This is a genomic window from Streptosporangium sp. LJ11 (genome assembly GCF_051918945.1).
Lineage (GTDB): Bacteria > Actinomycetota > Actinomycetes > Streptosporangiales > Streptosporangiaceae > Streptosporangium.
This window is the reverse complement of sequence record NZ_JBPXMB010000029.1, coordinates 108,572-126,919: the sequence shown is the minus strand read 5'-3', so window position 1 is coordinate 126,919 and position 18,348 is coordinate 108,572. Positions and strand designations below refer to the sequence as shown.

At 70.2% G+C, this 18,348-nt stretch carries 16 protein-coding genes and 1 riboswitch; of the genes, 10 read left to right on the top strand and 6 right to left on the bottom strand.

Annotated elements, in window-relative coordinates; translation table 11 throughout:
- From ACTOQ3_RS35240 to mgrA, 3 genes are all read left to right on the top strand, one after another.
- Positions 1-205, top strand: a 205-nt coding sequence (locus tag ACTOQ3_RS35240; RefSeq protein WP_440087804.1) for a hypothetical protein, incomplete at its 5' end; no start/stop codon positions are given.
- 451 nt (positions 206-656) lie between these two features.
- Positions 657-2,717, top strand: a complete 2,061-nt coding sequence (locus tag ACTOQ3_RS35235) for a S9 family peptidase (protein WP_440087803.1) — start codon at positions 657-659, stop codon at positions 2,715-2,717.
- Positions 2,714-3,742, top strand: coding sequence for an L-glyceraldehyde 3-phosphate reductase (gene mgrA / locus ACTOQ3_RS35230; RefSeq protein WP_440087802.1), 1,029 nt, complete (start codon positions 2,714-2,716; stop codon positions 3,740-3,742). Before ACTOQ3_RS35235 ends, mgrA begins: the two co-directional genes overlap by 4 nt.
- 124 nt (positions 3,743-3,866) lie before the next feature.
- Here mgrA and ACTOQ3_RS35225 read toward each other — a convergent pair whose 3' ends face one another.
- On the bottom strand, positions 3,867-6,293 hold the full coding sequence (locus tag ACTOQ3_RS35225) for a flippase-like domain-containing protein (RefSeq protein WP_440087801.1): 2,427 nt from the start codon (positions 6,291-6,293) through the stop codon (positions 3,867-3,869).
- A 73-nt stretch (positions 6,294-6,366) separates the two neighbouring features.
- On the opposite strand from ACTOQ3_RS35225, the gene ACTOQ3_RS35220 reads away from it, so the two are divergent.
- The 3 genes from ACTOQ3_RS35220 (at position 6,367) to ACTOQ3_RS35210 (ending at position 10,856) form a co-directional block, all read left to right on the top strand.
- A complete protein-coding gene (locus ACTOQ3_RS35220) occupies positions 6,367-6,804 on the top strand; it encodes an RpiB/LacA/LacB family sugar-phosphate isomerase (RefSeq protein WP_440087800.1) in 438 nt (145 codons plus the stop codon).
- Positions 6,805-6,937: 133 nt separating this feature from the next.
- Positions 6,938-8,665 carry a M28 family metallopeptidase gene (locus ACTOQ3_RS35215; RefSeq protein ID WP_440087799.1) on the top strand — a complete coding sequence of 576 codons (1,728 nt, stop codon included), beginning with the start codon at positions 6,938-6,940 and terminating at the stop codon, positions 8,663-8,665.
- 175 nt (positions 8,666-8,840) lie between these two features.
- Positions 8,841-10,856 (top strand): molybdopterin-containing oxidoreductase family protein, encoded by a 2,016-nt coding sequence (locus ACTOQ3_RS35210; RefSeq protein ID WP_440087798.1) that lies wholly within the window; start codon positions 8,841-8,843, stop codon positions 10,854-10,856.
- A gap of 70 nt (positions 10,857-10,926) precedes the next feature.
- On the opposite strand, the gene ACTOQ3_RS35205 is transcribed toward ACTOQ3_RS35210, so the two are convergent.
- Positions 10,927-11,376 carry an N-acetyltransferase family protein gene (locus ACTOQ3_RS35205; protein ID WP_440087797.1) on the bottom strand — a complete coding sequence of 150 codons (450 nt, stop codon included), beginning with the start codon at positions 11,374-11,376 and terminating at the stop codon, positions 10,927-10,929.
- 10 nt (positions 11,377-11,386) lie between these two features.
- Positions 11,387-11,773, bottom strand: coding sequence for a MazG nucleotide pyrophosphohydrolase domain-containing protein (locus ACTOQ3_RS35200; RefSeq protein ID WP_440087796.1), 387 nt, complete (start codon positions 11,771-11,773; stop codon positions 11,387-11,389).
- A gap of 254 nt (positions 11,774-12,027) precedes the next feature.
- On the opposite strand from ACTOQ3_RS35200, the gene ACTOQ3_RS35195 reads away from it, so the two are divergent.
- On the top strand, positions 12,028-12,492 hold the full coding sequence (locus ACTOQ3_RS35195; protein ID WP_440087795.1) for a hypothetical protein: 465 nt from the start codon (positions 12,028-12,030) through the stop codon (positions 12,490-12,492).
- 146 nt (positions 12,493-12,638) lie between these two features.
- Here the strand turns inward: ACTOQ3_RS35195 and ACTOQ3_RS35190 are convergent, their stop codons facing one another.
- The 3 genes from ACTOQ3_RS35190 to ACTOQ3_RS35180 form a co-directional block, all read right to left on the bottom strand.
- Positions 12,639-13,010: a VOC family protein gene (locus tag ACTOQ3_RS35190; RefSeq protein WP_440087794.1), complete on the bottom strand. Its 372-nt coding sequence runs from the start codon at positions 13,008-13,010 to the stop codon at positions 12,639-12,641.
- A gap of 121 nt (positions 13,011-13,131) precedes the next feature.
- The gene (locus tag ACTOQ3_RS35185) at positions 13,132-13,455 is read right to left on the bottom strand and encodes a DMT family transporter (RefSeq protein WP_440087793.1); all 324 of its coding nucleotides are present in this window, start codon (positions 13,453-13,455) and stop codon (positions 13,132-13,134) included.
- Between the two features lie 19 nt (positions 13,456-13,474).
- Positions 13,475-13,540: riboswitch (guanidine-III (ykkC-III) riboswitch) on the bottom strand.
- Between the two features lie 20 nt (positions 13,541-13,560).
- Entirely contained in the window at positions 13,561-14,346 is a 786-nt protein-coding gene (locus ACTOQ3_RS35180) for a class I SAM-dependent methyltransferase (protein WP_440087792.1), read from the bottom strand.
- Positions 14,347-14,526: 180 nt separating this feature from the next.
- Here ACTOQ3_RS35180 and ACTOQ3_RS35175 point away from each other — a divergent pair, with 180 nt between their 5' ends.
- The 3 genes from ACTOQ3_RS35175 to ACTOQ3_RS35165 all read left to right on the top strand — a co-directional run bounded on the left by ACTOQ3_RS35175 (position 14,527) and on the right by ACTOQ3_RS35165 (position 18,302).
- Entirely contained in the window at positions 14,527-16,356 is a 1,830-nt protein-coding gene (locus tag ACTOQ3_RS35175) for an acyl-CoA dehydrogenase (protein WP_440087791.1), read from the top strand.
- A 228-nt stretch (positions 16,357-16,584) separates the two neighbouring features.
- Positions 16,585-17,337, top strand: coding sequence for an NUDIX hydrolase (locus ACTOQ3_RS35170; RefSeq protein WP_440087790.1), 753 nt, complete (start codon positions 16,585-16,587; stop codon positions 17,335-17,337).
- Positions 17,334-18,302 (top strand): lipopolysaccharide kinase InaA family protein, encoded by a 969-nt coding sequence (locus ACTOQ3_RS35165; protein ID WP_440087789.1) that lies wholly within the window; start codon positions 17,334-17,336, stop codon positions 18,300-18,302. Before ACTOQ3_RS35170 ends, ACTOQ3_RS35165 begins: the two co-directional genes overlap by 4 nt.
- Positions 18,303-18,348 lie beyond the last annotated feature (46 nt).

Below are 18,348 nucleotides of genomic sequence, written 5' to 3'. Positions count from 1 at the left end.
GCTTCATGCACTGGCTTTTAACACACTGTTGAGTTCTCAAGAAACGGACGCGTACACCATCACCCTGACCCGACCAACCGGTCCGGCAGAACTCCGGGGCGTTCGTTCTGTTTTATTCTGTTCTTTCGTTGTGCCTTTATTCTTTCAGGTCCGCTTTTTCGTGTCAAACCGGCTTGTTTTGATCCGGTTGATTCGATCTGGCTGACCCTGCTGGAATTCCGGCGGCTCCGTTTCCAGAGCAACCCCTCTAACTTACCAGCCCTTGAGCGGCTCTGCGAACCGATCTTCGAGACCGTTGGTTTCAAAGGGGTTGTCGGAAAACACGACACAAGCCATACGGAAGTCACCGAAGTGATTGGAGTGGTTTGCGCCGGACCTTGCCGACGTCAAAAGATTAGCAGCCCCCGAAGACCGCTCGAGACGTAACGGCGAACCCCGCGGACGGGAAGCGGGAGGTGGGAAGCAGAAGGTGCCCCGGTCCGCGAGCGAAGCGAGCCGAACCGCCCAACCGTCCGATCCCACCGAGCCGGCCGAGCCGGGCAAGCGAGCGAACCGAACCGGCCGAAGCAACCGAGGCCGGCGGGCCGAACGAGCCGACCGCACCGGCCGAGCGGGTGGATCCGAACAGGCACCGGCGGAAACATAGACTCGGCGGAGTGAGCAGCCAGACGCCGCCGACGGCGAAGAAGGTTCCCAGCGAGCGCGTGCACCACGGGGACACCGTGGTCGATGACTACGCGTGGCTGACGGTCAAGGACGACCCGGATGTGGTGGCCTACCTGGAGGCGGAGAACGCCTACACGCAGGAGGCGACCGCCCACCTCAAGCCCCTGCAGGAGACGCTCTTCCAGGAGATCAAGGGACGCACCCTGGAGACCGATCTCTCGGTCCCCACCCGCAAGGGCGACTGGTGGTACTACTCGCGGACGGAGGAGGGCAAGCAGTACGGCCTCCAGTGCCGGGTGGCGGCGGACGGCGAGACGCCGCCCGAGGTGAAGGCCGGGGAGTCGCTTCCCGGCGAGGAGGTCCTGCTCGACGGCAACGAGCTCGCCGGAGACTCCGACTTCTTCTCGATCGGTACCAGCTCGGTCAGCCCCGACGGCACCCTGCTGGCCTACTCCACCGACTTCAGCGGCGACGAGCGCTTCACCCTGAAGGTGAAGAACCTCGCCACCGGCGAGACCCTCCCCGACGAGATTCCCGGCATCTTCTACGGCGGCGCCTGGTCCGCCGACGGCACGACGTTCTTCTACACGACGGTCGACGAGGCCTGGCGGCCCAACCAGGTCCACCGGCACACGATCGGGAGCCCGGCCGAGGACGACGTGCTCGTGCACGAGGAGTCCGACGAGCGGTTCTGGGTCGGCGTCGGGCTCAGCCGCAGCGAGCGCTACCTGGTCCTCTCCGCCGGAAGCAAGATCACCAGCGAGGTGCGCGTCCTGGAGGCCGACGACCCCACCGGCGAGTTCCGGGTCGTCAGACCCAGGGAGACCGGTGTCGAGTACGGCGTCGACCACGCGGGTGACCACTTCCTGATCCTGCACAACCGGAACGCGGAGAACTTCGAGCTCGCCACCGCGCCCCTCGACGACCCCGGCAGCTGGACGCCGATCATCGAGCACCGCGCCGACACCCGGCTGCTCGACATCGACGCCTTCGAGGGCCACACCGTCGTGCACTTCCGCAGGGACGGCCTCACCGGCATCCGCATCCTGCCCCGCGACGGGGAGGCGTACGAGATCTCCTTCCCCGAGCCGATCTACGACGTGGCCCCGTCGGGCAACCCGGAGTTCGTCACCGGACGGCTGCGGCTCGGCTACACCAGCATGATCACTCCGCCGTCGGTCTACGACTACGACCTCGGCGCGGGCGAGCTGATCCTGCTGAAGCAGAAGGTGGTGCTGGGCGGTTACGACCCGGCCGACTACGAGCAGTTCCGCGAGTGGGCGACCGCCTCGGACGGCACCCGCGTGCCGATCTCGATCGTGGTCAAGAAGGGCACGGAGCGGCCCGCCCCCACCGTGCTGTACGGCTACGGAAGCTACGAGACCTCGATCGACCCGTCGTTCTCCATCGCGAGGCTCAGCCTGCTCGACCGGGGTTTCGTGTTCGCCGTCGCGCACGTCAGGGGTGGCGGTGAGATGGGTCGCCGCTGGTACGAGGAGGGCAAGTTCCAGCGGAAGAAGAACACCTTCACCGACTTCGTCGCCGCCGCCGAGCACCTCTCCGCCGCGAACTGGTCGAGCGCGATCGTCGCCAGGGGCGGGTCGGCGGGCGGGCTGCTGATGGGCGCGGTCGCCAACCTCGCGCCGGAGACCTTCGCGGGCGTGGTCGCGGAGGTGCCGTTCGTGGACGCGCTGAACACGATCCTCGACCCGTCGCTGCCGCTGACCGTGATCGAATGGGACGAGTGGGGCGATCCGCTGCACGATCCCGAGGTGTACGCGTACATGAAGTCGTACACGCCCTACGAGAACGTGGACGGCCGGGTCTACCCGCCGATTCTGGCGATCACCAGCCTCAACGACACGAGGGTTTTCTACCACGAGCCCGCCAAATGGATCGCGAAGCTCCGCGACGTCGCGCGCGGCGGGCCTTTCCTGCTCAAGACGGAGATGGGCGCCGGACACGGCGGCCGCAGCGGCAGGTACGACTCCTGGCGCGAAGAGGCCTTCACCCTCTCCTGGATTCTCGACACTACAAAGGTGGCTCAGTGACATATATCGCGGCGAACGACAGGTACGACGATCGTCAGCCGTACAACCGGGTCGGCAAGAGCGGGCTCAAGCTGCCCGCCGTCTCCCTGGGGCTCTGGCACAACTTCGGTGACGACAAGCCCTTCGAGGTCCAGCGGGACATCCTCAGGAGGGCCTTCGACCTGGGGGTGACCCACTTCGACCTGGCCAACAACTACGGCCCGCCGCCCGGGACCGCGGAGACCAACTTCGGACGGCATTTCCGCGAGGACTTCGCGCCGTACCGGGACGAGCTGGTCATCTCCACCAAGGCGGGCTACGACATGTGGCCGGGCCCGTACGGCGAGTGGGGGTCGCGCAAGTACCTGCTGTCCAGCCTGGACCGGTCTCTGGAGCGGATGGGGATCGACTACGTCGACATCTTCTACAGCCACCGGTTCGACCCGGACACCCCGCTCGAGGAGACGATGGGCGCGCTGGACCACGCGGTCCGGTCGGGCAAGGCGCTGTACGCGGGCATCTCGTCCTACTCGCCCGAGCACACCAAGGAGGCCGCGCGGATCCTGCGGGAGATGGGTACCCCGCTGCTGATCCACCAGCCTTCGTACTCGATGTTGAACCGGTGGATCGAGGGCGGGCTGCTCGACGTCCTGGAGGAGGAGGGCGCGGGCTGCATCGCGTTCTCGCCGCTGGCGCAGGGCATGCTGACCGACCGGTACCTGAACGGGATCCCGGAGGGGTCGCGGGCCTCGCAGGGACGTTTCCTCACCCCGGACATGCTCACCGACGAGACGATGCGGCACATCCGCACCCTGAACGAGATCGCGGGCCGGCGCGGCCAGTCGCTGGCGCAGATGGCACTGGCCTGGGCGCTGCGCGACAGGCGCGTCACCTCGGTGCTGATCGGCGCGAGCAGCGTCGCGCAGCTGGAGAACAGCCTCGCGGCGGTGGAGAAGCCCTCGTTCGACGCCGAGGAGCTGGAGGCGATCGACAAGGACGCGGTCGACGCGGGCATCAACATCTGGGCCAGGTCCAGCGAGGCCTGATCTCCCCCGCCCATCCGCTCTCACGGACGGAGGCCGCCGGTCCAGGTGACCGGCGGCCTCCGTCCGTGAAAGGCCCGGGAAAACGCGAGAAGACGAGCCGAAGCCGGGCGGGAGCCGGACGGGGTCAGAGCGCCTCGTGCCTCTGCAGGTACGTGAACGAGGCCCAGCCCGGCAGGACCGGCAGCCAGAAGGTCAGCAGCCGGAACAGCAGCACGGCCGAGGCCGCCACCTCACGCGGCACGCCCGCCAGGGTGAGCCCGGCCGTGAGGGAGACCTCGACGGCGCCGAGCCCGCCGGGGGTCGGGGCGGCCGAGCCGATGGCGTTTCCCGCGAGGAAGACGATGGCGACGGCGGCGAAGTTGATGGAGCCGCCGAAGGCGCGGACACAGGCGTCCAGGCAGACCACGAAGAACAGGGTGAGCATCAGGGTGCCGCCGAAGCCCTCGACGATCTTCCGGGGTGACTGGAGGATGTCGAGCAGGCGCGGCATGACGCCGGAGAACAGCGGGCGAAGCCGCGAGATGATCATGCGGCGCAGGCGTGGCACGCTCACGACGACCAGGATCAGCACGGCCACGGCGAGCAGCGTGATCACGAGGGTGCGCGACGGGGTGAACGACGAGGCGGTGTTGGAACCGGTGATGTAGGCGAACAGCAGCAGCAGGGCGACGTGGCAGGCCAGCCCGATGAGCTGGGAGGCGCCCACGCTGGCCACCGCCTGGCCCGGGGGGATGCCGCGTTTCTGCAGGTAACGGGTGTTGACCGCGACCCCGCTCACCGCGGCGGGCGCGACGAGCTTGACGAACGACCCGGCGAACTGCGCGAGCACCGTACGGCCGAGGGGCAGCTTCTCCGGCACGAACCCCATCAGCATGAGGGCGGCGGCGACGTAGCTCAGCATCGCGGCGACCAGCGCCACCCCGGTCCAGCTCCACTTGGCCGACGTGATCATGTTGAGGTTGATCTGGGTCAGGTAGTAGACCAGGAAGTACGCGGCGAACGCGGTGCCGATGATGGTGATCAGGGTCCGGGGACGGAAGCGCTCCAGGCGCACCTCCTCGGCCTCGGTCCTCGGCTTGAGCTCGACGATCCGATCGCGGATCTCGGTGAGCAGTTCCTTGTTCCTGGTGAGCGCGGCCCTGGTCTCCCGGGTCAGCGCGATCCGCTGGAGCAGGGGAAGCGCGTCGGCGAGCACGCCGGACCCGGCCACGGCCGCGGCGGCGGCGACCGCCCGCTCGGCACCGACGCGCAGGCTGAGGTAGGTGAGCAGCTGGGCGATGTCGAGACGGAGCAGCAGGTCACCGGCGGCGATCTCACCGCTGCGGGCGTCCATCAGGATGACCCGGCCCTCGCCGTCGACGTGGATGCTGTCACCGGTCAGCCGCCGGTGGGCGAGCCGCTGGACCTGCAGCAACAGGACCTGCTCCCAGATCTGGGCGAGCAGGTTGTCGTCGATCTCGTTGTCGGGGATGCTGTCGAGCGCGCGGGTGGGGGTGTGCTCGTAGGCGAGCAGCGCGGCCTCGGTGCCGATCTCGCTGGTGCCGACGAGCCTGGGGGTGCTCGCTCCGGCCGCCTGCGCGGCGTACGCCATCAGGGCCTCGCGCTCCAGCTCGGCGCGGAGCGAGCGGATGGCCTTGCGGCGGGTCTCGGAGTTGAGGCGGATGCGCCGCCAGAGGCGGTAGAGCACCCCGGCGACCTGGCGGTCACGGTCGAGGACGGTGACGTCGAGGCGGCTGCCGTCCTTGAGGTCGACGGCGTAGCGGCGGCTGCTCTGGTGGTCGTCGTCGAGCCTGCGGGCCTTGACGGGGACGAAGCCCAGCTTGCGGAGCGCCGCGACGACCGCGCTGCCCGGCGGGCGGGTGTTGGGGCTGCCCACGCCGTACAGGGTGGCGTAGCCGACGGCCAGCCCGACCAGGATGGAGACGACGATGCCGAGGATGGTGGCGGCGAGCCCGGCGAACAGGGCGACGGCGTTGAGCGCGACCGCGCTCCACAGGGCCGCCCGCCAGGTGGGGCGGCGGGATATCCGCACCGCGGTGACGTAGGCGATGATCGGGGTGAGCAGGGTGTTGATCGGCTCGACCCCGGCCCGCCCGCCGGTCAGCAGGACCCGCAGGTCCTCGGGGCCGGCGCTGAGGATCCACTCGCCGAGAGCGAAGGAGAACACCATCGCGGCGATGGCCGCGAAGAGTCCCTCGGCCACCCGGAGGCCGTCGCGGTGGAGCACCCGCTCGATGGCGAAGGCGACGGGCACGCCGAGCATGGCCGAGGCGCTCAGCACCCCGGCCAGGCCGCTGAGCAGGAACGGCGCCCGGCTGGTGCCGTCGGCGACATCGCCCTCCAGGCCGTTCAGGGTCTTCTGCGCGACGAAGGCGAGCATGACCACGGCCACGAGCGCGAGCAGGGTCGCCAGGAACCGCAACAGGTCGGAGGGGCGGCGGATCCGCTGCGGGAGCAGCGGTTCGACGACGTGCACGGTGAGATCGTCGCCCGTCGTCGGCCCTGTGCCGTCGACGGACGTCGTTTCGTCCAGTTCCCCGATTTTCGTCACCGCCTGCGATTCTGCACGTTCCGCATTACAGGTGCGTCACCGATCTTCTCCTTGAGTGTCCACAATCAGAGTCATGCGTATCTCAGTGGCCTCCGACAGTCTTGACGGTGTGGCTTCCATCTTGGTCTCCGCGATCGAAAAAAGAGGCCACACGGTGATACCTCGTGGTGCTTTGGCCGAGGAACGGGCCGACTGGGCGTGGTGCTGCGCGCGTGCCGCCGGGGACGTGGCCTCGGGGGCCGCCGATCAGGCGATCGTGTGCTGCTGGACCGGGACGGGCGCGTCGATCGCGGCGAACAAGGTGCCCGGGGTGCGGGCGGCGCTGTGCGCGGACGCGGCCACGGCGGACGGGGCACGTCGCTGGAACGACGCCAACGTGCTGGCGATCAGCCTCCGATTGACCTCCGCCCCGCTGCTCGGGGAGATCCTGGACGCCTGGTTCGCGGGGAGCCCCAGCCTCGACGAGGGGGACCGGGCGAACATAGCGTACCTGTCCGAGATGGAGAATTGACTGTTCTACCTGCGGGAACAATCGATTTGATGGGTGACGGCCTGAAAAACTGACCATCATGTTCCGTCACCCGTCCGCGTCCCTTCGAGCCGCGCCCGAGGGCCGGGAAGCCCCTTCCGTCGCTCCGAGGAAGTTGCTGGCCGCGATCACCATGGCCTCGGTCATGTCCCTGGCCGTCGTGTCCGCCGTGTCCACCCCCCCGGCCGGCGCGACACCCGCACCCGGGGGTGGCGCGGCACCCGTTCCCGGAGGGCGCGACCCCGGGCAGGCCGGCGCGACGCCCGCCCCCGGAGAAAGCGACTCCGGACCGCCGGCCGAGAACCCTCTCCCCGCGGGCGCGGAGGCGTTCGGGGCCTCGGTCAAGCTCGCGTCCCTCAAGGGGCACCTGGAGAGGCTCCAGAAGATCGCCGACGCCAACGGCGGCACCCGGGCGGCGGCCACACCGGGCTACGACGCCTCGCTCGCCTACGTCGCCGGCAGGCTCCGTGCCGCCGGATACCAGGTCACCTCGCAGGAGTTCAAGATCTCCTTCTTCCGCGAGGTCACGGCCCCCGTGCTCAAACGGATCCGGCCCGCGGCCAAGACGTACGTGCCCGGTACCGACTTCAGGACCATGACGTACTCCGGCTCGGGAGACGCGACGGCCCCGGTGCAGGGGATCGACCTGGTCCTGCCGCCGAAGCAGGGGGTGGAATCCACCTCGGGGTGCGAGGCGAGCGACTTCTCCACATTCGTCCGGGGCAACATCGCGCTGGTCCAGCGCGGCACCTGCAGCTTCCAGACCAAGGCGGAGCAGGCCCAGGCCGCCGGCGCGTCCGGCTTGATCATCTTCAACGAGGGTCAGGCGGGCAAGGGGAACGCCGACCGCCGGGCCCTGTTCGGCGGCTCGGTCAACACCTCCACCATGCGCATCCCGGTCGTCAGCACCGGCTTCGCGACCGGTGAGGAACTGGCCGCGCCGGGAACGAAGGCGACGCTCGTCGTGGACGCCGAGAGCGCTCCCGACCGCAGGACGCGCAACCTCATCGCCGAGAGCCGCTGGGGTGACCCGGACAGGATCGTCATGCTCGGCGCCCACCTGGACAGCGTCATGATGGGCCCCGGCATCAACGACAACGGCTCGGGCACCGCGGGCATCCTGGAGACGGCGCTGGCGGCGAAGTCGCTGCGGACGAAGAACAGGCTGCGCTTCGCCTTCTGGGGCGCCGAGGAACTGGGCCTGCTCGGTTCGAAGCACTACGTGGCCGCCCTGCCCCCGAGGGAGCGGGCGAAGATCAAGCTCTACCTGAACTTCGACATGATCGCCTCACCGAACCACGTTTTCGGGATCTACGACGGCGACTCGTCCGGCGCGGTCGCCGGCGCGACTCCGCCCCCCGGATCGGGCCCGATCGAAAAGCTCTTCCAGGCGTACTTCGAGGCGGTGGGCGAGCCGTACCAGGACGCCGAGTTCAGCGGCCGCTCCGACTACGGCCCCTTCATCGCGATCGGCGTCCCCTCGGGCGGGCTGTTCACCGGCGCCGAGCGCCTCAAGACCGCCGAGGAGGCCGAGAAGTTCGGCGGCAGCGCCGGGGTGGCGTACGACAAGTGCTACCACCAGGCGTGCGACACCATCGCCAACATCAACGACAAGGCGCTGGAAGTGAACGCCGGCGCGATCGCGGCGGCGGCGTTCGTCTACGGGTACGCCCGCGACCTTCCCGGTCCCGGCACTCTCGGGGCTCCCAGCGGCTCCGGTGCCTCCGAGGGGCCCGGCAAGGGTGCCGTCGCACCCGGCACGCCGGACACCGCCGGGCCGGGAACCGGCGCGGGCGGCCTGGAGTCCGGCCACGACCACGAGCACGGCGGCCTTCTCAGGTGAGGCGCCTTCCCCGATGACACCGGAGCCGCGCGGCGCATCGCGTGGCGAGAGCCGGACGGTGCGCGGCGGGCGCGCCGCCGGGAGGACCTGAGGGGCCGGCGCCGGAAGGGGGCGGCGGGGGCCTGAAGGGGAACGCGCGTGCGTTCCGGCCTGGGGGCGCGGCTACAGTCGGGGCATGTCGTCAGGCGAATTGCGAGTGCTGGGGGCGTGCCCGCTGGACTGCCCCGACACCTGCTCCTGGGTGGTGACCGTCCAGGACGGCAGCGCCGTCAAGATGCGCGGCAACCCGGACCATCCGTACACCCGGGGCGCGCTCTGCGTGAAGGTCAACCGCTACCTGGAGCACACCCGGGCGGCCGACCGCATCCTGCACCCGATGCGGCGGGTCGGCCCCAAGGGGTCCGGCCGGTTCGAGCGGATCAGCTGGGACGAGGCCCTGGAGGAGATCTCCGTACGGCTGCGGGGCATCGTCGACGAGTACGGCGGCGAGGCGATCTGGCCCTATCTGGGCACCGGCACGCTGGGATACGTCCAGGGGTCGGAGGGGATCGCCGGGAGGCGGTTCTGGAACGTCCTGGGGGCGTCGAGGCACTTCCTGAACATCTGCTCCTCGGCCGGGAACTCCGGGCTGCGGCAGGTCTACGGCACGCCGGGTGGCATGGACCCCGAGACGTTCGCCCTGTCCAGGCTCATCCTGCTGTGGGGGACGAACACGCTGACGTCCGGGCACCACCTGTGGAAGTTCATCCAGGACGCCCGCGCGGCCGGGGCGCACGTGGTGGCGATCGACCCGATCCGCACCCGCACCGCCGAGCAGGCCGACGAGCACCTGCCGATCCGGCCCGGCACGGACGCGGCCCTCGCCCTGGGGCTGATGAACGTCGTCCTCGCCGAGGGCGCCGAGGACCGCGACTACCTGGAGAACCACACGAGCGGCTGGGAGCACCTCCGCGAGGAGATCCTGCGCCACCCCCCGGCGCGCGTGGCGGAGATCACCGGATTGCCCGAGGCCGACATCCGGGCCCTGGGGACACGCCTGGCGCGTACGCGGCCCACCGGCATCCGGGCCACCATGGGCGTGCAGCGGCACGCGGGCGGCGGCACCGCGATGCGGACGATCGCCTCCATCCCCGGCGTGACGGGCGACTGGCGCCATCCGGGCGGCGGGATCGTGTACTCCACCAGCGGGCACGTCCACCTGAACATCGACACCCGTGACGATCTGCTCCCCGGGCCGGTCCGCACGCTGACCATGACGCGGCTGGCCGACGAACTGGACGAGTCGGTCAAGTGCCTGTGGGTGTACGCGGCGAACCCGATGGGGTCCACCTCCGGCCAGAACCGGGTCCGCGAGAGGCTGCTGCGCGAGGACCTGTTCACCGTCGTGATGGAGCAGTTCCCGACCGACACCGTCGACTACGCCGACATCGTCCTTCCCGCCACCATGCAGATCGAGCACGCCGACCTGCACGCGGGCTACGGGCACATGTACCTGATGTGGAACGAGCCCGCCGTCGAGCCGCCGGGCGAGTGCCTGTCCACCACCGAGACGTTCCGCCGCCTGGCGCGGCACATGGGGCTCACCGAGCCGTCCCTGTACGACTCCGACCTGGAACTGGCCGAGGAACTGCTCACCTCGGGGCATCCCTCCCTGGAGGGGATCACGCTCGACCGGCTGCGCAAGGAGGGCTGGGTCCGTCTCAGCGTCCCCCAGCCGTTCGTGCCGTTCACCGACGGCTTCCCGACGCCCTCCGGCCGGATGGAGTTCGGCTCGGGACCGGCCTACATCCCGTCGCACACGGCCTCGGCCGCTCCCGGACCGTACCCGCTGGCGCTCATCACGCCCGCCTCCCACACCTTCCTGAACACCACCTTCGGCAACAACCCCGAGCTGCTGAAGCGCTCGAAGGGCCCGCGGATCCTGGTCAACCCCGAGGACGCCTCGCGAAGGGGGCTGAGCGAGGGGCAGCGGGCCCGGGTGTTCAACGACGACGGCGAGTTCGAGGCCGCGGTGGAGATCAGCGAGAGGGTACGGCCCGGCGTGGTCGCGTCCACCAAGGGGCACTGGCGCAAGCTCAGCCCGGGGGGCGCGACGGCGAACGCCGTGGTGGCCGCCCGCGACGCCGACCTGGGCCGCGGCGCCGTCTACCACGACAATCTGGTCGAGCTCGCCCCCTGCGCCACCGAGTGACCGGCGAACCCCAGCGGGGAGGTCCGGTCCTCGCGAACCCTTGGCATGTCGCCGCGGACCCACCCGACGATCAGGTCAGCGCGAGCTTGTACCCCTCGTGGGACGCGACGAAGCCGAGGGAGTCGTAGAAGCGGTGGGCGTCCGCGCGGGACTTGTCCGTGGTCAGCTGGACCAGGGCGCATCCCCGGGCCCGCCCGCGGTCGAGGGCCCACTCCATCATCGTGCGGCCCAGCCCCCGCCCTCGCAGGCCGGAGGCGATCCGCACCGCCTCGATCTGCATCCGGAGCGCGCCGCGACGGGAGATGCCGGGGATGTAGGTGAGCTGCATGGTGCCCACCACCTCGCCGTCCAGCTCCGCGACGATCAGCTCGTTGCCGGGGTCGGCGTCGACGGCCTCGAAGGCGGCGCGGTGCTCGTCGCCGAAGGCCCCCTGGCGCGAGGCCGCGACGGCGTCGTCGGCGAGCATGGCCACGATGAGCGGGACGTCCTCGGCACGGGCGATACGGAATTCCACCGGCATGACGGCCAACCTATCCGGTCTGTCCGGAACCGCGGATTCCCCCCGCCAGCACCCCGGCCACGTCGGCGGGCGTGAACCCCGGCCCCTTGGCGGCCTTGCCGTTCTCGGTGCCGGACTTCGTCATGTTGGCCCGGTGCACCTCGGCGAGCACCCGGTCCAGGTCGATCCCGTACGTCAGGGCGGTGCCGTACGCGACGTAGACCACGTCGGCCAGCTCGTGCGCGACACCGGCCAGATCGCCCGCCTCGGCGGCCTGTGCCACCTCGGCCACCTCCTCGTCGAGGAACCTCTGCCGCAGGCGGGCCAGCTCCACGGAGGGCAGGCCGGGGGCGTCGGAGAGGGGAAGCCCGATCTTCTCGTGAAACTCTCGGACCAGGCGCGCCGGTGATTCGTCCATGCACGTCAGCGTAGGCCTTGTCCCCACCCGGAAAGACGGCGCGAACGACCGCGAGCACCGAAGACCTTCCAACCCACATCACGCCGCGAGCTGCCCGGGCCTCGCCCTCGGGAGGCGTCGGGAGGCGTCGGGAGGCGTCGTCGGGAGGCGTCTCTCACCACCGGCGCGAACAGCGTCCCCGATGTGGCGACTCCGGGGACAGTCAGGGTCGCTCCCCGATGTGGGCAAGGGGGCGCGGGAGGCACTCTGGTGCCATGAACGACGAACTGACTCGACGTGACGAGATGTCCCTCGCCGGAGCGGCGCTGCGCGGTGCTCCCTGGAAGGCCGCGGCGGTGACCGGCGGCGCGGTGGCGGCCACCAGTCTGGGGCTGGGCCTGCTTTCCGGAAGCCTGGATCTTGCGTGGGCGACGATGGTCGGTATCGGCCTGTTCTCGCTCGTCGCGGCCATCGGCTCGATCAGCAAGCCCACCATCGGCGACCGGGTGACACGGCAGGCCCGGCTCTGGGCGCTGCGCCACCCCTGGAGGTTCTCCCTCTATCCCGCGCTCGGCTCGGCGATCCTGCTGTATCCGGTGCAGCTCGTCCTCGACAACGAGGGCGTCCTCGGGGCGGCACTGGACGCGCTGCAGGGGGGTGTCGTGATCTACCTGATCACGGCGATCGTGGCCCTCGCCCTCAAGGGACGCGGCCAGACCTCGCTTCCCGGCGGCCACTGAACCTCGTGGCCCGGTGGCCACCGAACCTCGCGGCCCGGCTGGGCGCGGCCCTGCCAGGCCTCGGTGGCCGCCCGCTCCCACAAGACCGCCGGTCTCGCGGCCCGGCCGAGCCTTTCGGCGGACCGGGCCGGGACCGTCCGGAGACGCTAGACCCTCTCGTATTCGGCGCGGCAGACGCAGAACTCGTTGCCCTCGGGGTCGAGCATCGTGACCCAGCCGCTTCCGTCGGGATTGCGGTGGTCCTCGAAGATCGTGGCGCCGAGCGCGGCGAGGCGCTCGACCTCCTCGTCGCGGGTGGTGCCCGCCGAACCGGTGATGTCCAGGTGGACCCGGTTCTTGACCGCCTTGTCCTCGGGGACCTTGATGAACAGCAGATCGACCCGGCCGCCCTGGAGAAGGACCTCCTCGTCGTTCTTCTCCGTGTCCGGGTGGAGCTCCCCGCCGGAGGCGTCGCGCCAGAAGGTCGCCAGCTCGTACGGCTGGGCGCAGTCGAAGGTCACGCAGTGAACGTCAATCATGCCCCCCACCCAACCCGACACCACCAAAGCCGTCAAGCTGGTTTCGGGTGAGCCGTTTCGCGGTCCGCGAGGCGCTGCCGGATGTGTCCCGTACGGCCCGCCGGAACGTCCGGGCGCGCGGTCAGTGGCCGCCTCCGGCGAGGTTGAGCCCGACGACGCCCGCGATGATGAGCAGGATCGAGGCGATCTTGAGGGCCGACGCGTCCTCGCCGAGCGCGACGATGCCGAGCGCGGCGGTGCCGACGGCTCCGATGCCCGTCCAGACGGCGTAGGCCGTACCGACCTCCAGGGTTTTCAGCCCCAGGGCGAGCAGGCCGAAACTGAGCACGCTGAAGACCACGAAACCGACGCTCGGCAGCGGGGCGGAGAACCCGTCGCTCAGCTTGAGCGAGTAGGCCATCGCGACTTCGAACAGACCGGCGACCACGATGAAGACCCAGGCCATGACAGCTCCCCCTTGATCAGGAGCGTCGTCTTCGCCCACCGGGTACGGCGCGTCTCGTCCGGGAACACCTCTTCTGAGGGTCGGCTCATGGAACGCGGCCGGATCTCACTTTGATTCCCACCAGAGTGTGAACCACCGGTCGCGGGGCACCGGCCACATGTCCAGCTCGACCACCGCGGCGATCACCTCGTCGGTCCGCTCCGGTCCGAGGCAGAGCCTCCGGCAGGCGCTCTCGGCGAGGTCCTCGAGCCGGGTGAAGCGGGGCAGCGGGGCCACCCGCCACTCGTGGCGGACCTCGTGGCCGAGTCTCTCGGCGACGGCGATCACGTCGTGGGCGGTGGGCCTGCCGGGGCGGGTGATGCCGTGAAAGTGCTGCCAGAGGGGGTTGAGCCAGCTCATCGGGTGCCGTCCGGTGAGTTCCAGGACGACCCGGGCGCGGGCGTGGCGGGTGAGCTCGGCGAGGAACTCGGCCAGATCGGGCACGTCGTAGACGACGTGGGCGGAGACCGCGACGTCCGCGACCGGGGTCCGGGCCGCGACGCCGGGCCAGCGGCCGTTGACGATCCGGGCGGGGACGCCGAGCGCCGCGGCCCTGGAGGCCAGCTCGGCGAGCATGGCGTCGGAGGCGTCGACCGCGATCAGCTCCCCCAGGTCCCGGCCCAGCGGCAGGGAGGCCGCCCCGGCGCCGGCGCCGACGTCCAGCAGACTCCCGCCGGGCGGGAGGGCCTCGGCGATCCGCGCCAGGGTCGGCCCCTCGGGAACCGCGAGGGCGAGGTCGGTGCGCTCGGCGAACCGCGCCGGGGAGTGGCCCCAGGGATTGACCGGCGCCCTGGCCGCGATCTCCTCGGGGATGCCCCACATCCCGAGGTCGGCCCGCCACTGCTCGTCCATGGGACGAGCCTAGGAGAGCTTCCCCCGCCCGTCGATCGGCCACCCTGGGGCGTCTCCGGGCAGCGTGACGAACGTCCCAGCCGAGGTTGTTTTCTAGGGGTTACTCGCGGGTAGCATTACAGGTAACGTTACTGGCGAGTATGGAAAGTTCCGGACCCCCGGTTTCAAGGAGCAGACCCCATGGGCCACTACAAGAGCAATGTCCGTGACCTGGAGTTCAACCTCTTCGAGGTCTTCGGGCGTCGGGACATCCTGGGCACCGGCCTCTACGCCGATCTGGACGAGGACGTGGTGCGGAGCGTCCTGGAGGAGGTCAACCGTCTCGCCACGGGCGTGCTCGCCGACTCCTTCGAGGAGGGTGACCGCACCCCGCCGGTGTTCGACCCCGCCACCGGGACGGTGACGATGCCGGAGGGCTTCAAGAAGTCCTTCGCCGCCTACCGCGACGCGGGCTGGACCAACCTCGGCCTTCCCACCGAGATGGGCGGTCCCGGCCTGCCGAGCAGCGTCAGCTGGGCCCTGGCCGAGCTCGTCCTCGGTTCCAACCCCGCCATCTGGATGTACTCCAGCGGCCCGGCGTTCGCCCACATCCTCCACATGATCGGCACCGAGGACCAGCGGCGCTACGCCGAGCTGGCCATCGAGAAGCAGTGGGGCGCCACCATGGTGCTCACCGAGCCGGACGCCGGCTCCGACGTCGGCGCGGGCCGCGCGAAGGCCGTCAAGCAGGACGACGGCACCTGGCACATCGAGGGCGTGAAGCGCTTCATCACCAGCGCCGAGCACGACCTGTCCGACAACATCTTCCACCTGGTGCTGGCCCGCCCCGAGGGGCACGGCGTCGGCACCAAGGGCCTGTCGATGTTCCTGGTCTCGAAGTACCAGGTGGACCTGGAGACCGGCGAGCTCGGCGAGCGCAACGGCGTCTACGTCACCAACGTCGAGAAGAAGATGGGCCTCAAGGTCTCCACGACCTGCGAGGTCACCTTCGGCGGCGAGCACCCTGCCGTGGGCACGCTGATCGGCGAGGTGCACGAGGGCATCAAGCAGATGTTCATGATCATCGAGCACGCCCGGATGATGGTCGGCTCGAAGGCGATCGCCACGCTCTCCACCGGCTACCTCAACGCCCTCGCCTACGCCAAGCAGCGGGTGCAGGGCGCCGACCTCACCCAGATGGCCGACAAGTCGGCCCCCCGCGTGACGATCACCCACCACCCGGACGTACGCCGGGAGCTGATGCTCCAGAAGTCGTACGCCGAGGGCATGCGGGCCCTGGTCATGCTCACCGCCACCTACCAGGACGACGTGCTGATCGCCGAGCACGAGGGCCGCAGGAACGAGCACGCCGAGGCGATGAACGACCTGCTGCTGCCGCTCGTCAAGGGCGTCGGCTCCGAACGCTCGTACGAGCTGCTCGCCCGTTCGCTGCAGACCCTGGGCGGCTCCGGATACCTGCAGGACTACCCGATCGAGCAGTACATCAGGGACGCGAAGATCGACTCCCTGTACGAGGGCACCACCGCGATCCAGGGCATGGACCTGTTCTTCCGCAAGGTCCTGCGCAACCAGGGGGCCGCTCTCGGCTCGCTGTACGCCGACGTGAAGGCCTTCGCCGCCTCCGAGGCGGGCAACGGGCGGCTGAAGGAGGGGCGCAGGCTCCTGGGTGAGGCCGCGGACGACGTCAAGGCCATGGCCGACACCATGGCGGGCTGGGCACTCGGCTCGCTGGAAACCCCGCAGGAGGTCTACAAGGTCGGCCTGAACACCACCCGGTTCCTGCTCGCCCTGGGCGACGTGGTGATCGGCTGGCTGCTGCTGCGCCAGGCCGAGGTGGCCCTGGCGGCGCTGGGGTCGGCCACCGGAGGGAGCGACCACGCCTTCTACGCCGGCAAGGTCTCGGCGGCCTCGTTCTTCGCCCAGACCGTCCTGCCCCGCATCGCCGCCGAGCGCCGCACGCTCGAAGCCACCGACCAGGACCTGATGGAACTGCCGGAAGAGGCCTTCTGACCCGGCCCGGCCCGGCCTGAACCCCGCTGGTTCAGGCCGGAGGACCACCTGCTCCCGCGGCAGGCACGATGAGGGACCGGCCCCGTTCTCAGGGGCCGGTCCCTCATCCGTTGTCCGGCCTCTCGCATTGCGACTCGCCGCGAAGAAGGATGGATCGCCGCAAAGTCATTGACATCGATCCCTTGTTATTCTCATACTGAGATTGTCTCAATCTGAGAAGGACATGTGATGGATGAATCCGAGTTCCTGGCCGGATACGACCCGCGGGCATACCCGGCGGTGGCGGTGACGGTCGACGTGGTGGCGCTCACCATTCGCGGGGGCGGGTTGCGCGTTCTGCTGATCAGGCGGGCCGAGCAACCCCATGCGGGGCTGTGGGCGTTGCCCGGGGGGTTCATCCGGCCGGGAGAGGATCTGCCACAGGCCGCGGCGCGGGAGCTGGCCGAGGAGACGGGGCTGTCAGGGCCGTCTGAATCGTCGGGCCGGATCCACATCGAGCAGCTCGCCAGTTACGGGGCGCCCGAGCGTGATCCGCGGATGAGGGTCGTGTCGATCTCCTACCTGGCGTTCGCCCCCGGCCTGCCCGACCCCCGGGCGGGCTCGGACGCGGCCGACGCCTCCTGGCACCCGGTCGACAAGCTGCCGGAGCTCGCGTTCGACCACGACCGCATCCTGGCGCACGGGCTGGAGCGGGCCCGCGGCAAGCTGGAGTACACCCCGCTGGCCACCGCGTTCGCCGGTGAGAGATTCACGATCTCCGAGTTGCGCGGCGTCTACGAGACGGTCTGGGGCGTGCCGCTGCACGCGGGCAACTTCCACCGCAAGATCCTGTCGGTGCCCGGCTTCGTGGAGAGCACCGGCGAGACCACCGAGAGCGGCGGGGCCAGGGGCGGGCCGCGCGCCAAGCTCTACCGGGCCGGCGACGCCCGGCTCCTGCACCCCGCCCTGCTGCGGCCGGCCAGGGAGGAGCAGATCAGATGACCACCACGGCCGAGGCGATCGCGCTGGTGACCGCCGCCCGCACGCCCGGCGACCTGTTCGGCGGGGACTTCCCGCACCGGACGTACCGGAGGCTGGCGAGGCTGCTCCACCCCGACCTCGCGCCGGGAGCGGAGGCCGCCGAGGCGTTCACCCGGCTGGCGAGGCTGTGGGCGGCCCGCGAAGGGGCCCCGGAGCGGGCCAAGGAGACGGTGATCACCACCAGGCGGGGCACCTACCGGATCGGCGGCGTCTTCCGCCGGGGCGCGTCGGCCGTGCTCTACGAGAGCGGCCCCGACACGCTGCTCAAGCTTCCGCGCAGCCATGCGGACAACGACCTCATGCGCCGCGAGGCGGAGTCGCTGGAGACGATCGCGCGCGACGGCGACCCGTTGCTCCTGCCGTACGTGCCTCGCCTGGTGGAGTCGTTCCGGCACCGCTCGGAAGGGGTCGAGCGGCAGGCCAACGTGATCAGCCGGGTGCCTGACGGGTTCCTGAGCCTGGACGAGGTCAGGCGGCGGCGGCCGGTGCTCGACGTACGGGACGCGGCGTGGATCTGGCGGCGGCTGCTGGTGGCCGTCGGCGCGGCCCACCGGGCGGGGATCGTGCACGGCGCGGTGTTCGGGCAGCACGTCCTCGTCCACCCGATCGACCACGGCCTGGTGCTCGTCGACTGGAGCCAGTCGGTCCCGCTCGGCACCCCGCTCACCGCCCTCGTGTCCAGGCACCGCGACGACTACCCGCCCTCGGTCCTGGCCAGGAAGCCCGCGACCCCGGCCACCGACATCCACCTCGCCACCCGCTGCGTGGCCGCCCTCATGGGCGATCCCGTCCCCACCCCGGTCAGGCACTTCGTCCGGGGCAGCCTGCTCAGCCCGCCGGACGACGCGTGGCGGCTGCTGGGAGAGCTCGACGACCTGCTCGACGACCTGTACGGGCCGAGGAAATACCGGCCGCTCCATCTCTGACCCCGACCTTCACGATTTTCATAGAACGTTCCACCCCTGATCCGAG